Below are 21,328 nucleotides of genomic sequence, written 5' to 3' on the forward strand. Positions count from 1 at the left end.
GCGCCCCTCCAGCGGCTGGGGTTCGCCGGAGCAGATCACCGACCCGCAGTACGCGACGACCGCGTTCCTCAAGGGCCTCCGACAGGTCGACGGCTGGCAGGACATGCCCCTGACCGACGCCGCCCAGACGGTGCAGGTCTCCGCCTACCCCGACGCGTACGCGCAGTGGGAACAGCAGGCCGCCGACCTCGTCACCCAGCACTGGAACAACAGCTGACACCACACACACGCACGCCACCCGCCGGCCGGGCCCCTGACACGGGGCCCGGCCGGCAGCGTCTCCGCCCCCGCGCAGCCGAGTGTTAGGAAGGGGCCCCTCCTATACAGAAAGCGTTAACAAGGGGCCCTTCCTTGCAAGCCGAGGGGCGGACTGATCCGAACCCGGGTCGGGTACGTACTGCCTGGCGGGGACCGCGAAAGGGGAGCACATGCCGGGTTCGGAGCATGACGCGTACCGCCGCCCGGGGGTCGCTCCTCCGGTGCCCGCACCGGTCGTCGAGGTGACCGGGGACCCCGTCCCGGAGCCGCCCGCCCCGGCCTGGCCGCGCGGCGTACGCCTCATGGTCGCCGCCGCGGTCGTGGTGCTGGCGCTGGGCGCGGGTGCGGTGGCGGTGACCCTGGCCAACCCGGACCGGCTGGGGGTGGCGTTCTCCGGTGGCCGGCCGGACGTCGGGTCGACGGTGCCGCTGGCGGCCGAGCCCGGCGGCGGGGGAGCGTCGGCGGACGGCCGGGTGCTCACCGCGCCCCTGGCCGGGCGGACCCGGGCGAGTTTCGAGCTGGTCGACGGGCTGACCACGTTCGACCTGCGGATCGACGACCTCGGCGAGGACCTGTACCGGATCGCCAGCCCCGCCGACGGCGGGGTGGATCCCCGGCCGGAGCTCGTCGGCGACCGGATGCGGCTGCGGATGGCGCCGAGCGGGCGGCGCGGTCCGGCCGTCGCGGCGGTCGTGTTGAACTCCCGGGTGACCTGGCGGCTGCGGCTGGCCGGCGGGGTGACCGAGCAGGTGCTGGACCTGACCCGGGGTCGGCTCGCCGGGCTGGAACTGGCCGCCGGGGCCACCCGCGTCGACCTGCGCCTGCCCCGGGTCGTCGGCACGCTGACGGTGCGGCTGACCGGCGGGATCAACCAGCTGGTGGTCCGGGTGCCCGGGGCGCTGCCGACGCGGGTCCGTTCGGGTGCCGGCGCGGGCGCGGTCACCGTCTACGACCGGCACCGTCAGGGGGTGGCGGCCGGCGCGGTGATCAGCTCGCCGGACTGGGACCGCCGGGCCGACCGGGTGTACGTCGACATGGTGGCCGGGGCCAACACGGTGACCGTCGAGGGGGCCTGAGCGTACAGTCGGGCGGTGGATCGTACGGAATCTCTGCCGGCGCAGACCCGTCCGCCGGGTGTGGCGCCCGCCGACCCGGGCAGCGTGTTGCTGCCGGGCCACGACGTGCCGCTCGGCCGCTACACGACGGTGCGTCGGCTGCTGCCGCAGCGTCAGCGGCGGATGGTCGGGGCCTGGTGCTTCGTCGACCACTTCGGCCCGGACGACGTCGCGCAGCGGCCCGGCATGGAGGTGCCGCCCCACCCGCACACGGGCCTGCAGACGGTGACCTGGCTGCTCGACGGTGAGATCGTGCACCGGGACAGCCTCGGCAACGTGCAGCCGATCCGCCCGGGGCAGCTCAACGTGATGACCTCCGGCCACGGCATCGCGCACTCGGAGCGGTCGCCGGCGCAGCATCCGCCGGTGATGCACGGGGTGCAGTTGTGGGTGGCCCTGCCGGACCCGGCGCGGGCCGGTGGGCCGGGCTTCGCCCACCACGAGGACCTGCCGGTGTGGCGCGACGGGGACACCGACGTGACGCTGCTGGTGGGCGAGCTGGGCGGGGAGCGTTCCCCGGCCGTCGTGCACACTCCGCTGCTCGGCGCGCAGCTCACCGCCCGGGGCGCGGCGCCGGCCCGACTGCCGTTGCGCCGCGACTTCGAGTACGCGCTGCTGGCGATGTCCGGTGCCGCCGAGGTGGGTGACGTGTCGGTGGAGCCGGGCGCGCTGCTCTATCTCGGCCTGGGGCGGGAGAGCCTGACCCTGGCCGCCGCCCCGGGCAGCCGCCTGCTGCTGCTCGGCGGGGAGCCGTTCGAGGAGCCGCTGGTGATGTGGTGGAACTTCGTCGGCCGGTCGCACGAGGAGATCGCCGCGGCGCGCGAGGACTGGACGGCGGGCCGCCGCTTCGGGGTGGTGGCGGACGACGCGGCCCCGCCGCTGCCGGCGCCCGCCCTGCCGACCACCCGGCTGCTGGCCCGCACCCGGCACGGCGAGATCGTGCGCTGAGCCGACCGCCCACCCGCCGCCGCCCGCCAGGCGTGGCCGGCGGTGTCGCGGGTAGTCGCGGGCATGCCGACCACCGCGATCTTCAGCATCGAGGACAAGAAGCGCCTGGTACGCCGCCTGGCGGGCGACGGGCGCGGTTTCGCCGAGCAGTACGGCTTCCGGGTCACCAACAACCCGTCCAGCCTGTTCCAGCTGCTCACCCTGTCGGTCCTGCTGGCCCGCCGGGGTGACTTCCGGTGTGCCGTGGCCGCCGCGGCGGCGCTGCGTGACTCCGGTTGGGACAGCGCCGCCCGGCTGGCCCGGTCGTTGCACGCCGACCGGGTGCGCGTGTTGCGCGGGGCCGGGTTGCGCGGCGACGTCGACGCGCTCGCCGATGGCCTCGGCGACCTCGCCCGTACGGTCGTGGAGCGCTACCGGGGCGACCTGCGCCGGCTGCGCGGTGCGGCCCACCACGACCCGGCCGTCGAGCGGACGCTGCTGGCCGGGTTGCCGGGCGTCGACGGCGAGGCGGTGGCGTTGTTCCTGCGCGAGGCGCAGGCGTTGTGGCGGGAGGTGGCCCCGGTGGCGGACCGGCGGGCGCTGGCGGCGGCCCGCCGGCTGGGGCTGGGCGGGTCGGCGGCCGACCTGGCCGTCCTGGCGGGCGGCGGCGAGTCGGAGCGGCTCGCCTGGCTGGTCGGCGCGCTCGCCCGGGTGGACCTGGAGCAGCGGTACGCCGAGCTCACCTGAGGTGCGCTGGCCCACAGTTTTCCCGAGAACTGACCGTTCGGACGATGGTGCCGGTAGGATGATCTCGGCAGTTGACTCCCGGCCTCATCGGGTGGGAGTGGCCGCCCGGCGGTGCGGTCCGGTTCGGGCCGCGTTCACCGTCGGGGCACAGGTTCTGCGTGGCGCCCCGGGTCGCGGTTCGCGGCCCGGGGCGCCCGTCTGTCTGTCGCGGCGGCCCGCTCACCCGGCCAGCCCCACCACCAGGTTCACCGTCGCGGCGATGATGACCGCCCCGAACAGGTACGACAGCAGCGAGTGCCGCAGCACCGTGGTGCGCATCTCGTTGCTGGTCAGGTTCGTGTCGGAGACCTGGAAGGTCATCCCCACGGTGAACGCCAGGTAGGCGAAGTCCGAGTAGCGGGGGCGCTCCCGCTGGTGGAACATCACCCCGCCGTCGGGTCCCGTGTAGTAGATCCGCGCGTACCGGGCGGTGTGGACGGTGTGCACCACGAGCCAGGACAGCAGCACGCTCACCACGCCCAGCCCACCGTACGCGTCGCGGCGCGGCCCCGGCGGGGCGCTGTGCGCATACAGCAGCACGACCGCCACCGCCAGCAGGCTGGCCAGGCAGGCGACCAGCAGCAGCACGTCGCGCACGGCGCGGCTCGGGTCCTCCCGGCCGGCGAGCCGGGCGGTGCCCTCGCCGTCCAGCGGCCACAGCGTACGCCACACCAGCACCAGCCAGCTCAGCGCCGCCGCGTCCCAGCCGACGAGCGGGCCGAGCCGCGGCGAGCCGACGAGCGCGAACAGGCCGCCGGCCAGCAGCCCGACCAGCGCCATCACGAGCAGCTGCGCCGCCGCCGGGGGGTGACCGTCCGCGCGCCGCACCGGCCGCGTACCCACTCGCCCGCGCCGCCGGCGGGCGGTCAGATGCGCCGCAGGTGCTGCGAGACGCGGGTGTGCGGCTCCCGGGCCTGCGCCGCCCGCCGCGCCGGGCCGGCCTCGGGGGCGGCCTCGATGCCGGCGGACCGGGCCACTTCGGTGCCGTTGGCGTAGTCCACGGGGGGCAGGGCCCGCAGGGCGCGCAGCACGTCCGGCGGGGCGCCCTCCCGTTCCGCCTCGCGGACCACGTCGGCCTTGTCCGCCGGGTAGTCGAGGCTGGACAGGTACTGCAGGACGTCGTCGTAGCTCGCCATGGGTGCGCTCCTCGTCGCCGCGATCGGGCTTCCCGACCGGCGGCGGTTACCCACCGTGCGGCCGCCCACGCCCGCGCGGGGGCCTGCGATCGTCGCCGCCCGGCCGCCGTTTCCACCCCCGTCCGGCGGGTACGCGATCCCCTCCTGCGGGCGCGACCGGCCCGAGGCAGCGGAAGGAGCGCCGTCATGAACTACGACACCTTCGTCGACCAGGTTGCCCTGCGGGCGCGGGTCCCGGGCGAGCGGGCCGTCGAGCTGACCCGGGCCACGCTGGAGACGCTCGCCGAGCGGTTGACCGGCGGCGAGGTGCTCGACCTCGCGGCGCAGCTGCCGAAGCCGCTGCAGCTGGTCCTGCGGCCCAGCCCGGACACCGAGGCCGCCGACCGGTTCGGCGCGGCCGAGTTCGTCGCCCGGGTGGGCCAGCGGGCCGGGCTCGACGAGCGGGCCGCCCGGGAGGCCGTCCGGGCGGTCTTCACCACGCTGCGCGAGGCGGTGACCGGCGGGGAGTTCGACGACATCGTGGTGCAGATGCCGCGCGACTACCGGGACATGGTGGAGCCGGCGCTCGCCCCGGGCGCGGCCGTTCCGCGCCGGCCCTGACCGTCCGGCGCGGTTAGGAAGGGACCCCTGTACGACAGAATGCGTTAACAGGGGGCCCTTCCTTGCACCTCAGGCGACCGCGCCGGCGGCGCGCAGGGCGGCGATCCGGTCGGCGGCGAAGCCGGCCTCCGCCAGGACCTCGTCGGTGTGCTCGCCGGGGTGCGGGGGCGGCCGGCGCAGGGCCGTCGGCGTACCGGAGAACCGGGGCGCCGGAGCCGGCTGGGTCGCACCGGCGTGCTCCACGAACACCCGCCGGGCCGCCAGGTGCGGATGCTGCGGGGCCTCCCGCCAGTCGAGCACCGGCGCGACGCAGGCGTCCGAGTCGCCGAGCAGGGCCGTCCACTCGTCGCGGGTGCGGGTGCGGAACAGCCGCGCCCAAGCGGCCCGCAGGGCCGGCCAGTTCGCCGGGTCGGTGCGCTCCGGCGCGTCGTCGCCGGGCAGCGGGAACCCGGTGCGGCGCACCAGTTCGTCGTAGAAGCGGGGCTCCAGGGCGCCGACCGCGAGGTGCCGGCCGTCGGCGCACTCGTACGTGTCGTAGAACGGCGCGCCGCCGTCGAGCAGGTTCACCCCGCGCGGGTCCTGCCACCTGCCGACCCCGCGCAGCGAGTGGATCATCGTGGTGAGCACCGACACGCCGTCCACGATGGCCGCGTCGACGACCTGGCCCGGCGCCCCGGCGCGGACGGCGTACAGGGCGGCGACGACGCCCAGGGCCAGCATCATCCCGCCGCCGCCGAAGTCGCCGAGCAGGTTCATCGGCGGCACCGGGCGCTCCCCGGCCCGGCCGACGCCGTGCAGCGCCCCGGTCAGCGCCAGGTAGTCGATGTCGTGCCCGGCGTACGGGGCCAGCGGGCCGTCCTGCCCCCACCCGGTCATCCGCCCGTACACCAGGCGGGGGTTGGCCGCGAGGCAGTCGGCGGGGCCGAGGCCCAGGCGTTCGGTCACCCCGGGGCGGAAACCCTCGATCAGCGCGTCCGCGCCGCCGGCCAGGGCGCGCACCGCCTCCCGGCCCCCGGCCGACTTGAGGTCGACGGCGATGGAGCGTCGGCCCCGGTTGAGCAGGTCCGGGTGCGGGGTGCCGAAGGCGGCCGGGTCCACGTCGGTGGCCCGGTCCACCCGGATCACGTCAGCGCCCAGGTCGGCCAGCATCATCGCGGCGAACGGGCCGGGCCCGATGCCGGCCAGTTCGATCACGCGTACCCCGGTGAGGGGGCCGACCGGGCCGCTGGCCGACGGGTCCGCGTCGGGGTGGTGCGCGCGCTCGCTCACCCGGACACCATAGGCGCGGGCGGGCGTCCGGGGACAGGCCGCACGGACCGCCACAGCTACCGGGGCATCACCCCTGGTGACGGGCGGGTGTCCGCTTGGCGAGTCGCCCGGGACTGGCCTAACCTGGTCGCACGAGGGGAGTACTTCCCACGAACCATTCCGGTCAGTACGGCGTGCCCCGGGCGCGCCTCGGGTGGTTGCCCACGGAACCGTGGGTGAAGGAGACCTCGAACATGACACGGTGTTCGAGGAGACCCATATGACCGAATCGTCCCTTCTTGCTGCCGGCGCGCTGTCCTCGATCGGCACCCCCACCCTCTGGGCGGTGACCATCGCCGGGGTGCTCGCGCTGCTCGTGCTGGACTTCCTCGTCACCCGCCGTCCGCACGAGGTGTCGATCAGGGAGGCGCTCGGCTGGTCGGCGTTCTACGTCGCCCTCCCGCTGGCCTTCGGCGCGTGGATCTGGTCGCGCTACGGCTCCCAGCAGGGCGTGGAGTACCTCACCGGTTACCTGGTGGAGAAGTCACTCTCGGTCGACAACCTCTTCGTCTTCATGCTGCTGCTGGCCGCGTTCGCCGTGCCGGCCGTGCTCGCCCAGCGCGTGCTGCTCTACGGCATCGCCGGTGCGCTGGTGCTGCGTGCCGTCTTCATCGCCCTCGGGGCGGCGGCGCTGCAGACCCTGGACTTCGCCTTCCTGCTCTTCGCCATCATCCTGATCGCCACCGCCGTCAAGCTGCTCCGCGACGCCCTCTCCGGCCACGAGCAGGAGGTGGACATCAACAAGATGCGGTCGGTGAAGCTGCTGCGCAGGTTCATGCCGGTCGTCGACGAATACCAGGGCACGAAGATGACCGTCCGGCTGAACGGCCGCCGGGCGCTCACCCCCCTCGCGCTCGTGGTGGTCGCGGTGCTCGCCACCGACGTGGTCTTCGCCGTCGACTCGGTGCCGGCCGTCTACGGCATCACCGAGGACCCGTACCTGGTCTTCGCCACCAACGCCTTCGCGCTGCTCGGGCTGCGGGCGCTCTACTTCGTGCTGCACGCCGCGCTCAGCCGGCTCGTGCACCTCAGCTACGGTCTGGCGATCATCCTCGCCTTCATCGGCGTCAAGCTCGGCCTGCACTGGGCGCACGGCATCTGGGCCGGCGTGCCGGAGATCCCGACCCTGGCCTCGCTCGGCGTGATCATCGGCGTGCTGGTCGTCGTCACGCTCACCAGCCTCCGGGCCACCCGCAACGCCTCGCCGGGCGACAAGGAGGTCGTCGCCGACCGGCACTGACCCCGCGCGCGCCCGTCGGTCCGGGCGAACGGTACCGCCGTGCTCCCACAGGTGGTACGACTGACGGGTGGGAATCGTGTCACCAGGCTTCCAGGGCCGGCGCCGCTCCGCGGGGCCGGCCCTGCCGCCCGGGCAGTACCTCACCGAGGACTTCCCGGTGCTCTCCGCCGGCCCGACGCCGAGGGTGCGACCGGACGCCTGGGAGTTCGTCGTCACCACCGAGACCGGCACGGAGCACCGCTGGACGTGGGCCGAGTTCACCGCCCTGCCGCAGGAGACCCCGACGGTCGACATCCACTGCGTGACCCGCTGGTCCAAGCTCGGCACCACGTGGCAGGGCGTCTCGCTCGACGTGCTGCTCGACGGCGTCGACACCGACGCGGCGTACGCGCTGGTCCACTCCTACGGCGGGTACACCACGAACCTGCCGCTGGCCGACCTGCGCGGCGGACGCGCCTGGGTGGTGCACGGCTACGACGGCCGGGACCTGCCCGCCGAGCACGGCGGACCGGCCCGGCTGCTGGTGCCCCACCTCTACCTGTGGAAGTCCGCCAAGTGGGTGCGCGGCATCCGGCTCGGCGTCACCGACACCCCCGGCTTCTGGGAGACCGCCGGCTACCACGACTACGGCGACCCGTGGCGCGAGCAGCGCTACGCCGGCGATTGAGCGCCCCGCTGGCGGCCCCGCTGGGCTGGCGGGTGGCCCGGCTCGTCGAGCGCCGCGCCGAGACGCCGACCGCGCAGACCCTCGTGCTCGACGTTCCCGGCTGGCCCGGCCACCTGCCCGGCCAGCACGTCGACGTCCGGCTCACCGCCCCCGACGGCTACCAGGCCGCCCGGTCGTACTCCCTCGCCGGGCCCGCCGAGGGCGACCGCGTCGCGCTGACCGTGCAGCGCGTGCCCGACGGGGAGGTCTCGCCGTACCTGATCGACACCTGGGCGACCGGCGACCCGGTGGAGGTGCGCGGCCCCGTCGGCGGGTGGTTCGTGTGGCGGCCGACCGAGACCGCGCCGGTGCTGCTGGTCGCCGGAGGCTCGGGCGTGGTGCCGCTGATGGCGATGGTCCGCGCGCGCCGCGCCGCCGGCAGCCGGGCCCCGTTCCGGCTGATCTACTCCGCGCGCACGCAGGCCGACGTGATCTACGCCGACGAGCTGCGCCGCCGGGCCCGCGACGACCAGGGCCTCGACGTGGCGTACGTCTACACCCGCACCGCCCCGGACGGCTGGCGGGGCGAGCCGCACCGCATCGGGCTGGCCGACGTGAACACCCACGGCTGGCCGGCCGAGCTGGAGCCACTGTGCTACGTCTGCGGCCCGACCGGCTTCGTGGAGACGGTGGCGGACCTGCTGGTGGGGCTGGGCCACCCGCCGCGTCGCGTCCGCACCGAACGCTTCGGCCCCACCGGCTGACCGCCGACGAGGAGACCCATGACCGACATGTCCTACCTGGACGGCAACATGCTCGACGGCCCGCTGCGGGAGGTCTTCGCGGTGGACGTCAGCGGGGCCACCGGGCGCTGCGCGTCGTGCGGCGCGACCGGTCCGATGGCGGGCCTGCGGGTCTACTCCCACGCGCCCGGCCTGGTGGCCCGCTGCCCGGCCTGCGCGGAGGTGATGCTGCGCCTGGTGCGCGGGCCCGACCGGGCCTGGCTCGACCTGCGCGGCACCACCTTCCTCCAGGTGCCGCTGCCGCCGGCCTAGCGACGGCCGGGACCGGGCCCGCGGACGGCGCGGGCCTACCGTCGGGTAACCGTTCGGACACGGGGTGTTGCATTCGTCGCCGCCGTCCGCCAGGCTGATCGCCAAGACAGCGATCTGCCGTACGGGGGCGAGGATCGATGGCTTCACTCATCACGTCCGGGTGGTATCCGCAGGTGAAACCCGAGCACGGTCTGCACCGGCTGCCCGGCGGGCGGGTCCGCATCGGCGGCTCGGTCTACGGCATCGCCGCCGAGGTGCTCGACACCACCGGCGCGATCTGGACGACGCTGCGCGCCGCCGACGGCACCCGCAGCGCCGAGGAGATCGTCGCCCGGGTCCTCGCCGCGCATCCCACCGAGACGGCGCGGGCGGTGCGCGCCGCGCTGGACCAGTTCGCCGCCGCCGGCTACCTCGACGACGCGGCGGCCCCCGATCCGCCGGAGCTCACCGACCGCGACCGCGAGCGCTACGACCGCAGCCGCCGCCTCCACCGGTGGATCGACCTGGTCCCGCGCGCCACCTCCTGGGAGCCGCAGGTGGCCCTGAAGCGGGCCCGGGCGGTCGTCGTCGGGCTGGGCGGCACCGGCGGGGCCGTCGCGCTCGCCCTCGCCGCCAGCGGCGTGGGGCGGCTGCACTGCGTCGACCCCGACGTGGTCGAGCTGTCCAACCTCAACCGACAGACCGTGTACGTCGAGGACGACATCGGCCGGCCCAAGGTGGACGTCGCCGTCGCCCGGCTGCGCCAGCTCAACTCCGACATCGAGGTCACCGGCGAGCGGGCGGAGGTGCGCGGGCCGGCCGACCTGCGGCGGCTGGCCGCCGACCGCGACGTGCTGGTGCTCTGCGCCGACCGGCCGGGTGCCATCCGGGCCTGGGCCAACCGGGTCTGCCTGGACACCGGCACCCCGTGGGTCGACGCCGGCTACCACGGCCCGGTGGTGACGGCGGCGGCCTACCTGCCCGGCCTCGGGCCCTGCTACGAGTGCTTCTGGCTGGCCGAGCACGACAAGCGCCGCCGCGACGACCCGGCCGCCGAGTACACGGTGGAGCGGGAGAGCAGCAGCGCCGTCAGCGCCGCCTCCGCCGGGCTCTCCGGCCACCTCGCCGCCCACCTGGCGTCGGCGCTGCTCACCGGCGTGCCGGCCGTGCGCCCCGGCCAGCTCCAGGGGATCAACCTGGTCGCCGCCGACCAGCACTTCCTCATCGCCCACCCGCCGCACCCGCGCTGCCCGGCCGGCTGCGGCGGCGAGGAGGTCGACACGGTGGTCGCCACCGGCCGGACGCAGCGCCGGTGAGCGTCGAGGTGGCCGGCTCCTGCCGGGTCCTGCTGCACGAGCTGCGCCTGCGCCCCGACGGTGACGACTGGATCGTCGGGCGGGTCGACACCGGTGACTTCGTCGCCGTGCCGGAGATCGCGGCGGCCGCCCTGCGGCTGCTCGGGGCGGGGCACAGCGTCGACGAGACCCACCGGCGGCTGCGCGCCGAGCGGGGGCGCGAGATCGACGTCGCCGGGTTCGTCCGCGACCTGGTCGGGTTGGGCTTCGTCGCCGCCGTCGACGGCCGGCCGGTGCCCGGCGCGCCGGTGCCCGCGCCGACCCTGCCCCGGCTGCGCCCGCGGCACGTGCGGTGGCTCGTCGCCCGCCCCGTCGCCGTCGCGGTGCTGGCGGTGACCGGGGCCGCCGCGGTGACGGCGCTGCTCGCCCCCGGCGTCCTGCCGAGCCACCGCGACCTGCTCTGGAGCCCGCACGCCAGCCTCGTGCTGGCCGGCAACGCGGCCGTCGCCTGGTCGATCGTCCTGCTGCACGAGCTGGCGCACCTGCTGACCGCGCGGGCCCACGGGGTGCCGGGCCGGCTGGGGCTGGGCACCCGGCTGCAGTTCCTGGTCGCCCAGACCGACGTGAGCGGCATCTGGGCCGCGCCCCGGTCGGCCCGGCTCACCGTCTACCTCGCCGGCATGGTGGTCAACGTCGTCGTCGCGTCCGTGGCCGTGCTCGTCCGGGCCGCCGCCGCGCCGGGCACCCCGGTCGACCGGGCCGCCGCCGTGGTGCTGCTGCTCGCCGTGCTGCCGCTGCCGGTGCAGTTCCTCGTCTTCATGCGCACCGACGTCTACTTCGTCCTGCAGGACGTGGCGGGCGCGCGCAACCTCTACGCCGACGGCGCCGCGTACGCCCGGTGGTGGCTGCGGCGGGCGACCCGCCGGCCCGGCGCCGACCCGAGCCTGGCGCTGCCCGCCCGGGAACGCCGGGCCGTCCGCTGGTACGCGCTGCTGCTGGTCGTCGGCACCGCCGCCTGCCTCGCCGTGGCCGCCACCGTCACCGTGCCGTTCACCCTCGCGCTGCTCGTCGACGCCGCCGGCGGCCTGCGCCCGGGCGGCGACCCGGTCGACCGGTTCGACGCCGCCGTCACCGCCGCCGTGTTCGGCGGCTCCTGGGCGGTGTGGGGCTGGGCGTGGTGGCGGCGGCACGGGCGGCGGCTGCACGCCCGTCGCCGCGCCCGCCGGGCCGGGCCGCAGGCGGTGGCGGGGATGGCCGGTCACGAGTCGACGGGAGGGAGGTGAGAGACGTGGAGCAGATCGTCATTCGGAAGCTGGACAAGGTGGAGACGACCAGTGCGAGCAACCCCAGCGGCAACTGAGCCGGGGCCCCGCCGGCGCGCCCTCGGCGTGCCGGTGTCGGCGGCGTGGCGGCGACGGCTGCCGTCGGCCGCCCCGCCGCCGCGCCCGCCCCGCCCCGGGCGTCGGCCCCCAGCACCCTGATCCACCGCCCCACCACCCCGATCCACCACCCGCCCCTCCGACCCGATCGACCAGACAGACAGGGACCAGCCGTGCCCGAGACCAGCCCCCGCATCGCCCGCCTGCTGCACGACCTGCGCGCCGGCGGCGCGCAGGTGCTCGCCGACTTCTGGCGGGAGGTCGCCGCCCGGGGCACGCCCCTGATCGAGCGGGTCGACGGCGACAGCGCCCTGGTGACCTTCCTGTGGCGGGGCGAGGCGGCCCAGACCACCACCGGCTGGGGCATCGACCTGACGCTGCGCCGCGTCCCGGGCACCGACCTGTGGCACGGCTCCCAGCGGCTGCCGGTCGACCTGCGCACCATCTACTTCCTGCGGCACGGCTCGCCGGAGCTGCCGACCGACGCCACCGGCCGGGGCCCCACCCACCTCGACGTGCTCAACCACCACCCGTTCCGGTTGCCCGCCGACCCCGCCGACCCCAACGACCGGGAGCTGTGGGCGTCCCTGCTGGAGCTGCCGAAGGCCCCCGACGAGCCCTGGATCCGGCACCACCCCGGCGTGCCCCGGGGCACCGTGCTGAGCACGGGCGTGCGCACCGCCGCGTGGGGCGGCCGGCGACGCGTCGCGGTCTACCGCCCGGCGGTCCCGGCCGCCGGGCCACTGCCCCTGCTGGTGGTCTTCGACGGCTACCTGTCCCGGGCGCTGCTGCGGGTGCCCGCGACGCTGGACAACCTCATCGCCGCCGGGCGGATCCCGCCGACCCTGGCGCTGTTCGTCTCGGCTCCCAGCGGGGCGCGCCGGATGGCCGAGCTGCGCCCGTCGGCCGCGCTGCGTGCGTTCGTCACCCGGGAGCTGCTGCCCTGGGCCCGCCGGCGCTGGGCGGTCACCGACGACCCCGCCCGGCGGGTCATCGCGGGCTCGTCGCTGGGCGGGCTCGCCGCCGCGTACGTGGCGCTGGCCGCCCCCGGGGCGTTCGGCGCGGTGATCGCCCAGTCCGGCAGCTTCTGGTGGCCGGCGTCGGGGCAGCCCGGCGAGCGGGAGTGGCTGACCCGCGCGTACGCCGGCTGGCCCGCCGCGCCCGTGCGGTTCTACCTGGACGTGGGGGACCGGGAGAACACCTGGCCCCGGCCCGGGCAGGTCGACCAGCTCTCCGTCAACCGCCGGTTCCGGGACCTGCTGGTCGCGCGCGGCCACCAGGTGACCTACGCCGAGTACCGGGGCGGGCACGACTACGTCAACTGGCGGCGCACCTTCGCCGAGGGGCTGCTCGCCGTCCTCGGCGGGCCCTGACGCTCACCCGCCCCGACGCTCACCCGCCCCGGGCGCCGCCCCGCAGCACCCGGGCCACGATCGCCGGGCGCAGCAGCCGGTGCGGCGGGTCGACGAGGTTGAGCACCCGCAGGAACGCGGTGCCCAGGACCGCGTCGGTGCGCGCCGCCGCGTGCAGCCGGTGCACGTACGCGTTGACGAGCCGGACCCGCGGCGTGCGGGGCCCGGCCACCTCGGGGAACCGCAGGTCCGTGCCGACCGCGATGGACCACGGCCCGTCGATCAGCCGGCCGGCGCCGCGGAAGAACCGCCGCCACAACCGACGCCGGTCGCCGGCCAGCAGCCGCCGCAGCAGCAGCCCCTCGCCGGCCGCGACCGTCATGCCCTGACCGTAGACGGGGTTGAAGCTGCACAGCGCGTCGCCGAACACCAGGTACCCGTCGGGGAAGCGGCGCAGCCGCTCGTAGCGCCGCCGCACGCTCGCCGGGTAGCGCATCAGCGCCGGCCCGCCCACCGGCGTGGCCTCGCGCACCACCTGGCTGATCAGCGGCTGGCCGAGCGACTCGGCGAACCGGGCGTAGCCCTCGTCGTCCAGGGGCGGCTGCTCGCCGAGCACGCCGCTCAGCGCCACCGCGAAGCGGCCGTCCTCCTGCGCGGCGACGATCCCGGTGCGCGGGCGTCCCGGTACGGCGTTGGTCAACGCGCCGAGCAGGCCGTCGAGGTGGCGGGGGTCCCGCTCGTAGGTGCGGGTGACGTAGGTGACGTCGACGGCGACCCGCTGCTCGGCCGGGGCCGGGTAGCCGAGCGCCGCCAGCCAGGTGGGGCTGCGCGACGCCCGGCCGCAGGCGTCGACCACCAGGTCGGCGTCGAGCCGGTACGCCGCCCCGCCGCGCGGCGTCAGCAGGACCCCGGTGACCCGGCGACGGTCGTCGGAGCCGCACAGGGCGGTCGCCTCCGCGGGCGGGCAGAAGCGGACGTTGGCCAGCCTCTCCACCCGGGCCCGCACCGTGCGCTCCAGCAGGGGACGGCTCACGCCCACCCCGACCAGGTCGGACGCGGACCGGCGCATCAGGTAGCCGTCGTTGTACCAGTGCACCTGCCCGTTGAGGTCGACCAGGGGCGCGCCGGCCGCGTGCAGCTCGTCGCTGAGGCCGTCGAACAGCTCGTCGAGCGCCGCCCGGCCCCGGGCCAGCAGCACGTGCAGCTGCCGCGACTGGGGCACCCCGCGCCGGTGCGCGACCGTGTCGGGCAGCGCGTCGCGGTCGACGAGCGTGACGCTGTCGTACGCCTCGCTGAGCACCCGGGCGGCGATCAGCCCGGCCATGCTGGCGCCCAGCACCACGGCGTTGCCCGCTCGGCTCATGCTGCGACGGTAGGCGGCCCGGGGCGGGGTGTCCTCTCCGAGGTTGCGCAACCGGCCCGGCGGCAGGGCAACCTCGAAGAAGCGTCGCGCGGGGGTCTTGGGTGGGATGAGCCCTACTCCACGCCGCCGGGACCGGGGGGCGTCGCACCCGAGGTGGTCTCGATGTATCAGCAGCCCCTGCAACCGGTGGCCGGGTCGCTCGCGCTGAGCGCCGCCTGCGCCGCGCTGCCCCTGCTCACCCTCTTTCTCCTGCTCGGAGTCGTGCGCGCGCGGGCCTGGGTGGCGGCGTTCGGCGCGCTGGCCGTGGCGGTCGTGCTGGCCTGGGCGCTGTGGCGGATGCCGCTGGCGCAGACGCTGCTGGCCGCCGGCCAGGGCGCGACGTTCGCACTATTTCCTCTCGTGTGGACGTTCGGCACGGCGATCTGGATCTACCGGATGACCGTGCACACGGGACACTTCGACACGCTGCGGCGCGGCTTCGCCCGGATCAGCGACGACCGGCGCGTGCAGGCCATGGTGATCGCGTTCTGCTTCGGGTCGCTGCTGGAGGCGCTGGCCGGTCAGGGCACGCCGGTGGCCGTCACCACGGTCATGCTGCTGGCCCTCGGGTTCACCCCGGTCCGGGCGGCCACCGTGGCGCTGGTCGCCAACACGGTGCCGGCCGCGTTCGGCCCGCTCGGGCTGCCGATCACCACCCTGGCCGGGGTGACCGGGCTGCCCGCCACGGAGCTGGGCATGATGGCCGGCCGGCAGGTCCCCGTGGTGGCGGTCGTCGTCCCGCTCGTGCTGCTCGTCGTCGTCGACGGCCGCCGGGGCGTGCGGGAGCTGTGGCGTCCGGCGCTGGCCTGCGGGGTCGCGTTCGCGCTGGCCCAGTTCGCCACCGCGAACTTCCTGACGGCGGCGCTCGCCGACATCGCGGCCGCCTTCGCGGGGGCGGGCGTGCTGCTGCTCGTCACCCGCCGGGCGCGCCGGCCGGTGCCCGTACCGGCCGGCGACGGCCCGCCGGAGCCCGCCGCGTCGTCGGCGTCCACCGCGCCGCCGGCGGGCGGACCGGGGCCCGCCGGGTCGCCGCAGGGCGTCACGCCGCCGCCGGGCCGGGCGTGGCTGGCGTACGCGCCGTACGTGACCATCGTGGCCGTCTTCGCCGTCTCCCAGGTGCCGGCCGTCAAGCGCCTGCTGGACGCCGGCACGCTCGCGGTCTCCTGGCCCGGCCTGCACGTGCTCACCGCCGCCGGCACCCCGTCGCCCCTGTCGACCTTCCGCTTCGCCTGGCTCGCCGCGCCGGGCTCGCTGCTGCTGGTGGCCGGCCTGGTCACGATGGCGCTGCTGCGGGTGTCCCCCCGCGAGGCCGGGCGGCTGTACGGGCGCACCCTGTACGAGCTGCGGTGGGCCGTGCTGACGGTGGTCGGGCTGTTGGCGCTGTCGTTCACGATGAACGCGTCCGGGCAGATCGCCACCCTCGGCGTCTGGATGGCTGGCGCGGGCACCCTGTTCGCCGTCTTGGCGCCCGTCCTCGGCTGGCTCGGGGTCGCCCTGACCGGCTCGGACACGTCGTCGAACTCGCTGTTCGGCGCGCTGCAGGTCGCGGCGGCGCAGCGGGCCGGCCTCGACCCGGTCCTGCTCGCCGCCGCCAACGCCTCCGGCGGCACGCTGGGCAAGATGATCAGCCTGCAGAACCTCACCATCGCCGCCGCGGCCGTCGGGCTCAGCGGCCGGGAGGGCGACCTGTTCCGGCGGATGTTCGGCTGGAGCGTGCTGCTGCTCGCCCTGATGTGTCTGCTGGTGGGACTGCAGGCCACGCCGGTGCTGTCCTGGATGGTGCCCTAGCCCGGCCCGGCCGCCTGCGGCGGCGTACCCCGTCGAGGTTGCTCTCGGCGGCCGGCCCGGGGCGTTGCCGCGCCCCGGGCCGGTCTCGGCAGCGGTCAGCGGCGGACGCGACGCCGGTCGGCGGCGATCAGCAGCAGGGCCAGGCCGACGCCCACCGCGGCGGCGCCCGCACCGAACAGTGGCAGGCTCGACGACCCGGTGACCGGCAGCGGATGCTTCGTCCGCGTCGGGTGCGGTCCCGGGGAGTACGTCGGCGTGGGCGCGGTCGGCTCCGGCGTGGGCTGGGTGGGGCCGGCCGTGGGGGTCTGCGTCGGCTGGGTCGGGTCCGGGGTCGGCTGGGTCGGGCTGCCCGTGGGGCCGACCGTCGGCGTCTGGGTGGGGGTGGCCGTGGGGCTGCCCGTCGGGGTGGCCGTCGGGCTCCCGGTGGGCTGCGGGCAGTCGAGGGTCGTCGAGAACGGGCGGTCGTGGATCTCGCCGCCGTCGTGGACCAGGCTCCGGGTGATCACGCTGCCCTCGATGTTGCTGTTGGTGAGGGCGTCGACGTCCGCGTTCGGGGCGTAGATCGTGCCCTCCAGGGTCGCGCTGGCGTCGGTGAGGGTGATCGCCGTGGCGGTGGGGAAGTTGAACAGGATGTAGGGGGCCTGCGCGCCGCCCACGCCGGCGAAGTTCGGCACCTGCCAGGTGAACTGGTCGGCCACGTCGGTGGTGTCCACGTTGACCAGCAGCGGCGTGTCGGCGGTGGGCGGGGTGGCGAAGGTGAGGACCGCGATGTTCGCCAGGTCCGTCGCGCTGATGTCCAGCACGTTGGTCACGCCCGGGGTGAGGGTGACCACCGCGTTGCTGCCCGGTGGGACCGGGCGGGGCAGCGGGTCGCCGTTCGGGGTCCGCAGCACGACGTTCTGCGGACACTCGGCGAGATCGGTCGACGTCTGGCGGAAGCTGGCGAACGCGGCGGCGAAGTCGATCGGGGAGGCCGGTCCGACGCTGGCCACCGGCTGGCGGGTGACCAGCTCGATGCGGGGGGACGCGTCGTAGTCGTCGCTGGGCAGCACCCGGGTGTTCACCGCCGCCCCGTTGTTGTCGGTGTCCCGCACCACGGTGCCGGTGAGGTCGCCGATCTTGACGTAGCCGCTGTTGAGGACCTGGAGCCGGGTGCCGGGCACGCTGGCGGCGAAGTCGACCCGGCCCCCGACGACCAGGGCGGTGGGCTCGGCGTCGCCGTCGACGACGAAGTTCCCGGCGGTGGTGAGGGCGATCTGGTAGTTGCCGAAGCTCAGGTTGCCGCCGACGGCGACGGTGCCCTCGTTCTCGGCCCCGATCAGGCGGGCGTCCCCCTCGGTCATCACCAGGAAGCCCAGCGCCGGGTCGACCGGGTTGACGGCCACACGTGGCTCGGCCGCGCCGGAGCGGGTCACCGCCAGAGCCAGGGCCAGGAACGCGGCGAGCCCCACCACGGGGAGCAACGCCAGTCGGGCACGGTGGTTCCGCAGCACAGTCATCTCGCACCAATCCGCGTCAAGGTCACGCGTTGGTAACGAATGGGGGTTTACGTCGTATCTGTGCCGATTCGCGTACCCCTCGAACGGGTGAAGCCCGTTCCGGCGGGTCGCGGCCGGCCGACCGCGACGGGCGAGCCCGTACGCTCTGCCACGTTTGTCCCCGGCGAGGGCGGGAACGGCACCCGTCATGACGAAACCTCGTGTGGTGATCGTGGGGGCCGGGTTCGCCGGTTACCACGCGGCGAAGACGTTGAGCCGGACCGCCCGCAACAGGGCCGAGATCGTGCTGCTGAACTCGACCGACTACTTCCTCTACCTGCCGCTGCTGCCCGAGGTGGCCGCCGGCGTGGTCGAACCCGGGCGGCTCAGCGTGCCGCTCAGCGGCACCCTCGACGGCGTGCGGGTGGTCGTCGGCGAGGCCGACCGGGTCGACCTGCAGAACCGTTGGGTCGGCTACCGGATGCCGGAGGGCGACGGCGGCCGGCTCGCCTACGACCGGCTGGTGCTCGCCGTCGGCAGCGTCAACAAGCTGCTGCCCATCCCCGGCGTGACCGAGTACGCCCACGGGTTCCGCGGCCTGCCCGAGGCGCTCTACCTGCACGACCACGTGGTACGCCAGGTCGAGCTGGCGGAGCTGACCGACGACCCGGCCGAGCAGCGGGCCCGCACCACCTTCGTGGTCGTCGGCGCCGGCTACACCGGCACGGAGGTCGCCGCCCACGGGCAGCTGTTCACCGACCGCCTGGTCGCCCAGCGCCCGCACCTCGACGTCCGCCCCCGCTGGATGCTGCTCGACGTGGCCCCCCGGGTGCTGCCGGAGCTGGACGAGCGGATGTCCCGCACCGCCGACCGGGTGCTGCGGCGGCGCGGCGTCGACGTGCGGATGGGCACCTCCGTGGCGGAGGCCACCCCCGACGGGGTGATGCTCACCGACGGCGAGTACGTGCCCACGTGCAGCCTCATCTGGTGCGTCGGCGTGCGCCCCGACCCGTTCGTCGCCGAGCTCGGCCTGCGCACCGAGAAGGGCCGCCTCGTCGTGGACGAGTACCTCACCGTGCCGGGCTTCCCCGAGGTGTACGCCTGCGGGGACGCGGCGGCGGTGCCCGACCTGACCCGACCCGGCAAGATCTGCACGATGACCGCCCAGCATGCCCAGCGGCAGGGCAAGCTCGTGGCGCACAACATCGCCGCCTCCTACGGACAGGGTCGGCGCCGCCCGTACAAGCACCACGACCTGGGCTGGGTGGTCGACCTCGGCGGCAAGGATGCGGCGGCGAACCCGCTGAAGGTCTCGCTGGCCGGCCTGCCGGCCAAGGCCGTCACCCGGGGCTACCACCTGCTGGCGATGCCCGGCAACCGGGCCCGCGTCGGGGCGGACTGGCTGCTCGACGCCGCCCTGCCCCGCCCGGCGATGCAGCTCGGCCTGGTGCCGGCCAACGCGGTGCCGCTGGAGAGTTCGTCGCCGGAGGTCCCGGCCTACCCCCGCTGACGCGCTCCCGCCCGCGCGAGTTCGCCCCGCGCCCGCCTAACCCCGGCGCGGGGCGAACTCGCGCAGCAGCACCTGCCCCACGCCGACGACGGGGATGGCCAGCAGCGCGCCGACCAGCCCGGCCAGCTCCGCCGCGAACAGCACGCTGACCAGGACCGTGAGCGGGTTCAGCCGGACCGCCCGGGACATGATCAGGGGTTGCAGCAGGTGGTTCTCCACCTGCTGGTAGACCACGAAGAAGACGAGCACCACGATGCCGGCGGTGGGGGAGTGCAGGAAACCGGCGCCGCCGGCGAGGATGGCGCCGATGGTCGCCCCGACCAGCGGCACCAGGTCGGCGATCGCCACCAGCAGCGCGATCACCCCGGCGAACGGCACCCCGGTCAGGACCAGCACCAGGAACGTCAGCGCGCCGCAGATGACGCTGATCAGCAGGTTCCCGCTCAGGTAGCCGGTCACCACCCGGGAGACGCCCTGACCGACCCGCCGCGCCCGCCGCGCCGGCCCCTGGCCGAGCCGCCCCAGCCCCGCCGAGATGATCTTCGGGGCCTCCAGCACCATCAGGTACGCCAGCACGACCACGGTGACCAGCCCGGCGAGGGTCTCCAGCACACTGCGGACCAGCCCCACCGTCGGATCGCGCAGCCGGCTGCCGTACTGCTGCACCTGCGCCGAGTGCCCGACCACGTACTGCCGCAGCCGCAGCCGTTCGAGGGCCTCGCCGAACGGCCCCCGACCGGCCCGGGTCTCCCGCAGCACCTCCGGGGCCCGGTCGGCCGCGCGGCCCAGCTCGTCCAGCAGGGGCAGGACGATCCCCGCCGCCAGCGCGGCGAGCAGGCCGAACGCGGCTAGGAAGACCAGCAGCGTGGCCACCGCGCGGCGCCGCACGAGGCGTCGTTGCAGGGCGTCGACGGGCGGCTTCAGCGCGACGGCGAAGAAGACGGCGACGACCGTCCAGGTCAGCACCCGCCGGGTGGCCCAAGCCAGGGCCAACACGACCAGGGTCGCCAGCACCAGGCCGATGACGATGGCCGCCCGCCGGGCGGTCACCTGGTCCGCGGCGTTCCTCATCCGGCGCGGCTACCCGGGCGGGCGCGGCGGAAACCCCGGCGCGACGCCCCGGCCGGCCCGCCCGGTGCCGCGGTCACCCGTCCGGGCGGGCCCCGCCACCGCAGCCGCCCGCGGGCGCTCCTCTACCGCGTCAGCCGACGCCGAGGGCCGCATCGGTGCCCGGGCGTGCCCCGCCGACGAACTCGTCGAGGGCCGCGCCGTGCAGCACCTGCCCCGGCACCGGGTCGCGGGCCGCCCGCGTCGCCAGCCGGCCCACCGGCAGCCGGCCCGGCCGGCGCGCCGCGGCGAGCACCAGGTTGCCGTAGCGCCGCCCGCGCAGCATCCGCCGGTCGGCGAGCAGGCAGACGTCGGCGAACTCGGCCCGCAGGGTGGCCACCCGGGCGCGGGTGAACACCAGCGGCGGCAGGTCGGTGACGTTGACCAGGAGGATCCCGTCGGGGCGCAGCACCCGGGCCACCTCGGCGGCGAACTCGACGGTCGCCACGTGCCCCGGCATCCGGGCGGCCCGGTAGACGTCGGCGAGGACCAGGTCGTACGCCTGCGCCGGGGCCGCCTGCACCGCCGCGCGCGCGTCGGCGACGTCGACGCGTACCCCCGGCGGTGGCGCGGGAAGTTCCCGGCGGACCAGGTCGACGACGGCCGGATCGCGCTCCACCACGAGCTGTGCTGAGCCGGGCCGTGTCGCCCCGACGTAACGGGGCAGGGTCAGCGCGCCCCCGCCGAGGTGCAGCGCGGCGACCGGCGCGCCGGGCGGCGCGGCGAGATCGACCACGGCGGCCATCCGGCGGACGTACTCGAAGTGCAGGTGGCGGGGGTCGGCGACGTCGACGTAGGACTGGGCGACGCCCCCGGCGAGCAGGGTGCGCCCGGTGCGGCGGGCCGGGTCGGCCACGAGTTCCGGTCCCTCGGCGGCGGAGTGCATCCCGGCACCGTAGCCGGCGGGCGCACCGGCACCGAAGCCGCCGGCCGGGCCGGCGGGCGCGGGGGCCCGCCGGCCCGCGCG

20 protein-coding genes and 1 pseudogene are annotated in these 21,328 nt (G+C 75.8%); 14 read left to right on the top strand and 7 right to left on the bottom strand.

Annotation, left to right across the window (positions count from 1 at the left end; translation table 11 throughout):
- The 4 genes and pseudogenes from ACVMYR_RS31770 to ACVMYR_RS31785 all read left to right on the top strand — a co-directional run.
- Positions 1-217 (top strand): annotated as a pseudogene (locus ACVMYR_RS31770) (hypothetical protein); the annotation flags it as partial.
- Positions 218-479: 262 nt separating this feature from the next.
- Positions 480-1,334 carry a hypothetical protein gene (locus ACVMYR_RS31775; RefSeq protein WP_457123560.1) on the top strand — a complete coding sequence of 285 codons (855 nt, stop codon included), beginning with the start codon at positions 480-482 and terminating at the stop codon, positions 1,332-1,334.
- 15 nt (positions 1,335-1,349) lie between these two features.
- Positions 1,350-2,321 (top strand): pirin family protein, encoded by a 972-nt coding sequence (locus ACVMYR_RS31780; protein ID WP_363633400.1) that lies wholly within the window; start codon positions 1,350-1,352, stop codon positions 2,319-2,321.
- Between the two features lie 63 nt (positions 2,322-2,384).
- A complete protein-coding gene (locus ACVMYR_RS31785) occupies positions 2,385-3,047 on the top strand; it encodes a hypothetical protein (RefSeq protein WP_431895005.1) in 663 nt (220 codons plus the stop codon).
- Between the two features lie 219 nt (positions 3,048-3,266).
- Here the strand turns inward: ACVMYR_RS31785 and ACVMYR_RS31790 are convergent, their stop codons facing one another.
- The gene (locus ACVMYR_RS31790) at positions 3,267-3,914 is read right to left on the bottom strand and encodes a DUF1345 domain-containing protein (RefSeq protein WP_431895007.1); all 648 of its coding nucleotides are present in this window, start codon (positions 3,912-3,914) and stop codon (positions 3,267-3,269) included.
- Positions 3,915-3,952: 38 nt separating this feature from the next.
- The gene (locus ACVMYR_RS31795; protein ID WP_043968632.1) at positions 3,953-4,222 is read right to left on the bottom strand and encodes a DUF2795 domain-containing protein; all 270 of its coding nucleotides are present in this window, start codon (positions 4,220-4,222) and stop codon (positions 3,953-3,955) included.
- Positions 4,223-4,408: 186 nt separating this feature from the next.
- Here ACVMYR_RS31795 and ACVMYR_RS31800 point away from each other — a divergent pair, with 186 nt between their 5' ends.
- Positions 4,409-4,822 (top strand): DUF2267 domain-containing protein, encoded by a 414-nt coding sequence (locus ACVMYR_RS31800; RefSeq protein WP_043968634.1) that lies wholly within the window; start codon positions 4,409-4,411, stop codon positions 4,820-4,822.
- 69 nt (positions 4,823-4,891) lie between these two features.
- Here ACVMYR_RS31800 and ACVMYR_RS31805 read toward each other — a convergent pair whose 3' ends face one another.
- Entirely contained in the window at positions 4,892-6,091 is a 1,200-nt protein-coding gene (locus ACVMYR_RS31805) for a CaiB/BaiF CoA transferase family protein (protein WP_457123561.1), read from the bottom strand.
- 259 nt (positions 6,092-6,350) lie between these two features.
- Here ACVMYR_RS31805 and ACVMYR_RS31810 point away from each other — a divergent pair, with 259 nt between their 5' ends.
- The 7 genes from ACVMYR_RS31810 to ACVMYR_RS31840 all read left to right on the top strand — a co-directional run bounded on the left by ACVMYR_RS31810 (position 6,351) and on the right by ACVMYR_RS31840 (position 13,097).
- Positions 6,351-7,370: a TerC/Alx family metal homeostasis membrane protein gene (locus tag ACVMYR_RS31810; protein WP_457123562.1), complete on the top strand. Its 1,020-nt coding sequence runs from the start codon at positions 6,351-6,353 to the stop codon at positions 7,368-7,370.
- Positions 7,371-7,446: 76 nt separating this feature from the next.
- A complete protein-coding gene (locus ACVMYR_RS31815; protein ID WP_457123563.1) occupies positions 7,447-8,037 on the top strand; it encodes a sulfite oxidase-like oxidoreductase in 591 nt (196 codons plus the stop codon).
- Complete coding sequence (locus tag ACVMYR_RS31820) at positions 8,034-8,780, top strand: ferredoxin reductase (protein ID WP_457123564.1); 747 nt, start codon at positions 8,034-8,036, stop codon at positions 8,778-8,780. Before ACVMYR_RS31815 ends, ACVMYR_RS31820 begins: the two co-directional genes overlap by 4 nt.
- Positions 8,781-8,798: 18 nt before the next feature.
- Positions 8,799-9,071: a DUF6510 family protein gene (locus tag ACVMYR_RS31825; RefSeq protein ID WP_043968643.1), complete on the top strand. Its 273-nt coding sequence runs from the start codon at positions 8,799-8,801 to the stop codon at positions 9,069-9,071.
- Between the two features lie 137 nt (positions 9,072-9,208).
- A complete protein-coding gene (locus ACVMYR_RS31830) occupies positions 9,209-10,366 on the top strand; it encodes a ThiF family adenylyltransferase (RefSeq protein WP_457123565.1) in 1,158 nt (385 codons plus the stop codon).
- A complete protein-coding gene (locus ACVMYR_RS31835; protein WP_457123566.1) occupies positions 10,363-11,628 on the top strand; it encodes a hypothetical protein in 1,266 nt (421 codons plus the stop codon). The genes ACVMYR_RS31830 and ACVMYR_RS31835 overlap by 4 nt, the downstream gene beginning before the upstream one ends.
- A gap of 269 nt (positions 11,629-11,897) precedes the next feature.
- Positions 11,898-13,097 carry an alpha/beta hydrolase-fold protein gene (locus tag ACVMYR_RS31840; protein WP_431895015.1) on the top strand — a complete coding sequence of 400 codons (1,200 nt, stop codon included), beginning with the start codon at positions 11,898-11,900 and terminating at the stop codon, positions 13,095-13,097.
- 19 nt (positions 13,098-13,116) lie between these two features.
- Here ACVMYR_RS31840 and ACVMYR_RS31845 read toward each other — a convergent pair whose 3' ends face one another.
- Positions 13,117-14,439 (bottom strand): FAD-dependent oxidoreductase, encoded by a 1,323-nt coding sequence (locus ACVMYR_RS31845; RefSeq protein ID WP_431895016.1) that lies wholly within the window; start codon positions 14,437-14,439, stop codon positions 13,117-13,119.
- Positions 14,440-14,601: 162 nt separating this feature from the next.
- Here ACVMYR_RS31845 and ACVMYR_RS31850 point away from each other — a divergent pair, with 162 nt between their 5' ends.
- Positions 14,602-16,266, top strand: coding sequence for an L-lactate permease (locus ACVMYR_RS31850; protein ID WP_431895018.1), 1,665 nt, complete (start codon positions 14,602-14,604; stop codon positions 16,264-16,266).
- Positions 16,267-16,361: 95 nt separating this feature from the next.
- Here ACVMYR_RS31850 and ACVMYR_RS31855 read toward each other — a convergent pair whose 3' ends face one another.
- Positions 16,362-17,765, bottom strand: coding sequence for a choice-of-anchor A family protein (locus ACVMYR_RS31855; protein ID WP_431895020.1), 1,404 nt, complete (start codon positions 17,763-17,765; stop codon positions 16,362-16,364).
- A 187-nt stretch (positions 17,766-17,952) separates the two neighbouring features.
- On the opposite strand from ACVMYR_RS31855, the gene ACVMYR_RS31860 reads away from it, so the two are divergent.
- Positions 17,953-19,254 carry an NAD(P)/FAD-dependent oxidoreductase gene (locus ACVMYR_RS31860; protein WP_077939886.1) on the top strand — a complete coding sequence of 434 codons (1,302 nt, stop codon included), beginning with the start codon at positions 17,953-17,955 and terminating at the stop codon, positions 19,252-19,254.
- A 36-nt stretch (positions 19,255-19,290) separates the two neighbouring features.
- Here the strand turns inward: ACVMYR_RS31860 and ACVMYR_RS31865 are convergent, their stop codons facing one another.
- Positions 19,291-20,325, bottom strand: coding sequence for an AI-2E family transporter (locus ACVMYR_RS31865; protein WP_396788506.1), 1,035 nt, complete (start codon positions 20,323-20,325; stop codon positions 19,291-19,293).
- A 130-nt stretch (positions 20,326-20,455) separates the two neighbouring features.
- Complete coding sequence (locus tag ACVMYR_RS31870) at positions 20,456-21,247, bottom strand: spermidine synthase (protein ID WP_363633389.1); 792 nt, start codon at positions 21,245-21,247, stop codon at positions 20,456-20,458.
- Between the last annotated feature and the right edge of the window lie 81 nt (positions 21,248-21,328).

This window comes from Micromonospora sp. PTRAS2 (assembly GCF_054052245.1).